This window comes from Gemmobacter sp. (genome assembly GCF_016792925.1).
Classification (GTDB): domain Bacteria; phylum Pseudomonadota; class Alphaproteobacteria; order Rhodobacterales; family Rhodobacteraceae; genus Gemmobacter.
Window position 1 is genome coordinate 1 of the sequence record NZ_JAEULU010000092.1, and the last position, 4,082, is coordinate 4,082.

General features: G+C 65.8%; 5 protein-coding genes. 4 read left to right on the plus strand and 1 reads right to left on the minus strand.

Annotated elements, in window-relative coordinates; translation table 11 throughout:
- Nucleotides 1-201: 201 nt before the first annotated feature.
- From JNN06_RS04755 to JNN06_RS04770, 4 genes are read left to right on the plus strand one after another with little or no spacing between them, the layout of a single operon-like run.
- A complete protein-coding gene (locus tag JNN06_RS04755) occupies nt 202-1,128 on the plus strand; it encodes a LysR family transcriptional regulator (RefSeq protein ID WP_291238448.1) in 927 nt (308 codons plus the stop codon).
- A complete protein-coding gene (locus tag JNN06_RS04760; RefSeq protein WP_291238444.1) occupies nt 1,125-2,036 on the plus strand; it encodes a diacylglycerol kinase family protein in 912 nt (303 codons plus the stop codon). Before JNN06_RS04755 ends, JNN06_RS04760 begins: the two co-directional genes overlap by 4 nt.
- A 9-nt stretch (nt 2,037-2,045) precedes the next feature.
- The gene (locus JNN06_RS04765; RefSeq protein WP_291238445.1) at nt 2,046-2,813 is read left to right on the plus strand and encodes a metallophosphoesterase; all 768 of its coding nucleotides are present in this window, start codon (nt 2,046-2,048) and stop codon (nt 2,811-2,813) included.
- A 55-nt stretch (nt 2,814-2,868) separates the two neighbouring features.
- Nucleotides 2,869-3,483 carry a hypothetical protein gene (locus JNN06_RS04770; protein WP_291238446.1) on the plus strand — a complete coding sequence of 205 codons (615 nt, stop codon included), beginning with the start codon at nt 2,869-2,871 and terminating at the stop codon, nt 3,481-3,483.
- Here the strand turns inward: JNN06_RS04770 and uraH are convergent.
- Nucleotides 3,468-3,827: a hydroxyisourate hydrolase gene (gene uraH / locus JNN06_RS04775; protein WP_291238447.1), complete on the minus strand. Its 360-nt coding sequence runs from the start codon at nt 3,825-3,827 to the stop codon at nt 3,468-3,470. The genes JNN06_RS04770 and uraH overlap by 16 nt on opposite strands.
- Nucleotides 3,828-4,082 lie beyond the last annotated feature (255 nt).

Consider the following 4,082-nt stretch of genomic DNA (forward strand, 5'->3'; position numbering starts at 1 on the left):
GGCGATGGCCGTGATCACATGGGTCCAGCGCACCGCGAATTCGATCCATTCCCAGATCACCGCGAAGTCATACATGACGGCCTCCCCCTGCTGGCTGATGAAAAAGGTATACCGAGGCATATCTTTTCGGATAATTCCATCAAATGCGGGATCACTTTCAAAAGCCCGCAGAAAATACCCCCGCAATGAAGCGTGACACCCATGTCCTATGTGAACAACATCAAGATGTTCGTGCGTGTCTATGAATTGGGCAGCATGAGTGCGGCGGCGCGCGACCAGCGCACCTCGCCCGCCGTCGCCTCGGCCCGAATCTCGGAGCTGGAGAAGCATCTGGGCGTGCGGCTGTTCAACCGCACCACCCGCAGCCTGCAACCGACCGAGAATGGCCGCATCTTCTATGAGGGCGCGCGCAAGGTGCTGGAGGCCATCGACGAGGCCGAGGCGGCGGTGGTGGATGTGACGCAAAACCCGCGCGGCTCGATCTTCGTGGCGGCGCCTCTGGGCATCGGCCGGCGGTTCATCGCGCCGCATGTGCCGGCGTTCAAAGACCTTTATCCGCAGATCGACGTGCGGCTGCGCCTGTCGGATCGCAATGTCGACGTGACCGCCGAGGGGCTGGATGTGGCCTTCCATCTGGGCCTGCTGGAGGACAGCACGCTGAAAGTGCGCCTTGTGGCCGATTGTCCGCGCGTGCTGTGCGCGGCGCCCGATTATATCGCCCGGCGCGGGAACCCGGCGGATGGCACGGCGTTGGTGGAGGATCGGCATGATTGCCTCAACCTGCGCTTTCCGGGCGCGCGCGAGTTTCAATGGACCTTGCAGACCCCGGAGGGGCCGCGTCGCTTTGAGATCGGCGGACCGTTCGAAAGCGATGATGGGGATGTGTTGACCGGCTGGGCGTTGGACGGGCGAGGAATAGTGATGAAGCCGATTTTCGAGGTGGCCGAGCATTTGCAGGCCGGGCGGCTGATGCCGGTGGCACAGGCCACGCCTCCTATGCCCACACAGCTTTCCTGCCTTAGCCAGCACCGGCGCTTTCGCGACCCGAAAATCCGGCTTTTCGTCGATTTCATCGTGGGGCGCATCAAGGGCGACATGGCCTCGCGCATGGAGGGGCTGGCGCTATGACGTTGAACCCGAAGGATATTTGCGTCGTGGCCAATCCCGGCTCCGGCAAGCAGAAGCGTGCGGCGATCGAGGCCGCGATGGCGGCCTTTGGCCCCGAGGTCACCCTGCGTCACTGGCGCAAGGGCGAGGATCTGGAGGCCTTCGTGGCCAAGGCCGTGGCGGACGGGTTTTCCACCATCGTGGCCGCCGGGGGCGATGGCACGGTGATGGGCGTGGCCCATGCGCTGATGGGGAGCAAGGCCAACCTGGCCGTCTTGCCCTTGGGAACGTTCAACTATTTCGCCCGTGGCCTCGGCCTGCCGCAAGAGCCGGAGGCCGCGGCCAAGGCCATTCTGGCGGGGCATCCGCAGCAAATCTCGGTCGGCACGGTGAACGGGCAGCTGTTCCTGAACAATGCCAGCATCGGGATTTACCCCACCATCCTGCAAGCGCGCGAGGATATTTATGCCCGGATGGGCCGCTCGCGGCTGCTGGCGCATTGGTCGGTCTTGCGCACGCTGTTGCGGTTTCAGCGCCCGGCCCGCATGCAGATGGTGGCCGATGGGCGGGCCATGTCGCTGCGGACCCCGCTGATTTTCATCGCGCGCTCGGCCTATCAGCTGGAACGCTTCGGGCTGGAGGGTGCGCAGGCGATCAGCGATGACAAGCTGGTGGCCTTTGTGGCGCGCGGCGGCTCGCGCTGGCATCTGATGAAGCTGGCGATGCGGCTTGCGCTCAGGCGGGTGCAGGCGGGGCGCGATGTCGATCTAATCACCGCGCATGAGATCGATATTTCCACCGCCAAGCGCCGCCCGAAAGTCGCCTTTGATGGCGAGCGGCGGCGGATGCTGGCGCCTTTGTCCTTCCGCATCGAGGATAAGGCGCTGTCGATCATCGTGCCGGATGCGGCCGATAAGGTTGTTGTGTAAGGCCTTGGAATGACGCGGATTGTTCACCTGTCTGATCTTCATTTCGGGGCGCTGGCGCCGGGGTTGGAGGCGCCTCTGACCGCGCGCATCCGGGCGCTTGCGCCGGATCTGGTGGTGGCCTCGGGCGATCTGACGCAGCGGGCGCGGGCGGTGCAATTCGCGCAGGCGCGGGCCTTTCTGCTGGGTCTGGGGGCGCCGGTTCTGGCGGTGCCGGGCAATCATGACATGCCGCTGCATCGCCCGCTGACCCGGCTGCTGCGGCCCTTCCGGGCCTGGGATCGCGGCTGGTCGCCGGATCGCGAGCCGGTCTGGCAGGATGATCGCGTGATCGTGGTGGGGGTGAACACCGCCGATCCCTATGCCTGGCGGCGCGGCGTGATCCGGCAGCGACAATTGGACCGGGTGGGCGCGCTGCTGGCGCAGGCGGGCCCCCGCGCCCGGGTGGTGGTGATGCATCACCCGTTGGAGCATTTGCCCGGCGAGGACCAGCCGGTGATGCGCGGGGCCGCGCTGGCACTGGCAGCGCTGCCGCATCTGGGGGCGCAAATGGTGCTGTCGGGCCATATCCATGTCAGCCATGCCGGACCCTTCACCGCCGCGCCGGGCCTTGTGTTCGTGCAGGCGGGGACCGGCCTGTCGCATCGCCGCCGGACCGAGGCCAACGCCTTCAACTTGCTGGATTTTTCCGACGGCTCTGTCAGCGTGCAGACCATTCTGGCCGATGCCGAGGGCGGCTATGGCACCATGGGGTCAAAGCGGGACTTCGCGCTTGGCTGAGCTGGCCTTGCCCGCGCCTTTTGCGGCGGAATTTGTGCCACCGGCAAATGTATACATGTATACAGGGCAGCTGGTGATCGCCTTTTCCTCCATCGGTCATGACCCGGGGCGGATGCCTGCGCCGGAATTTCGCCGCATGGCCCTTGGAGCTGATCGCGCCGCGCTGTTCTTTCGTGACCAAAGCCGCAGCTGGGCCAGCCATCCCGGTTGGGCCGCGGCGCTGCGGCAAGCGGTGGCGGCAGTGCCGCTGCCGGTGCGCCGGATCGTGACGCTGGGTGCTTCCATGGGCGCGGTGAGCGCCCTGCGTGCGGTGGAGGTTTTGCCGGTGGATTCCGTGCTGGCGCTTGGCCCGCAGCGCGATCTGAACGGGGAGCCGCGTTGGGCCGAATGGACGGCGGGCCGCAGCCTTCCGCCTTGCCCGCTGCCGCCGGGGCCTTGGATCACCCTGTGCCATGGCATGCAGGATGACGCCGCGCAGGCTATGGCTTTTCCGGCGCAAAAGGGCGTGGATCACCTGCTGTTTCAAGGGCTCGACCATTCCGGCCTGGCCCCCGCGCTGAAAGCGCGCGGCCTTCAGGGGATGGTGGATGCCCTCTGCCGGGGCGACCGCCGCCGCCTGCTTGCCATCGCACAGGCGGCGGGCGGGCAGCGTCGTCAGCTGCCGCGATAGGTGGAATAGGCGAAGGGGCTGATCAGCAAGGGCACATGGTAATGCTGCCCGGCATCCGGCACGCCGAAGCGGATCGGGATCTCATCCAGAAACAACAGCTCGCCCGAGGCCTGCCCGCTGGCCCGCAGATAATCGCCCGCGCTGAACACCAGCTCATAGCGGCCCTCCGTCAGGGCCTCTCCGGCCAGCATCGGCGCATCGGTGCGGCCATCGGCATTGGTCATCGCCTCGGCGATCTTGCGATGGCTTTGGCCGCTGAGGCGATAGAGCGTGATCTTCACCCCGGCGGCAGGCTTGCCCCGCGCGGTATCCAGCACATGCGTCGTCACTCGTCCTGCGGCCATCGCCCTGTCCTTTCCCTGCTGCTTTCGCGCTCATCCTGCCGCGAAACCGCTGCCAAGGCGACCGCAGAGTTCGGGGATAGGTCTTTACTGGATTATTTGAAAAAACTTGTGTCCCATAGCGCCTAATCTGGGGCGGAAGAGAGGTGCCGCATGAACCGTTATCCCCGCGATTTCCGAGGCCATGGGCCAAACCCGCCAGACGCGCAATGGCCGGGCGGGGCGAAAATCGCTGTCTCGCTTGTGTTGAATTACGAG

What these genes read in the sequence shown, in the direction of transcription:
- JNN06_RS04755 (WP_291238448.1), top strand. Translation starts at nt 202, where the DNA reads ATGTCCTATGTGAACAACATCAAGATGTTCGTGCGTGTCTATGAATTG.
- JNN06_RS04760 (WP_291238444.1), top strand. Translation starts at nt 1,125, where the DNA reads ATGACGTTGAACCCGAAGGATATTTGCGTCGTGGCCAATCCCGGCTCC.
- JNN06_RS04765 (WP_291238445.1), top strand. Translation starts at nt 2,046, where the DNA reads ATGACGCGGATTGTTCACCTGTCTGATCTTCATTTCGGGGCGCTGGCG.
- JNN06_RS04770 (WP_291238446.1), top strand. Translation starts at nt 2,869, where the DNA reads ATGTATACAGGGCAGCTGGTGATCGCCTTTTCCTCCATCGGTCATGAC.
- uraH (WP_291238447.1), bottom strand. Translation starts at nt 3,827, where the DNA reads ATGGCCGCAGGACGAGTGACGACGCATGTGCTGGATACCGCGCGGGGC.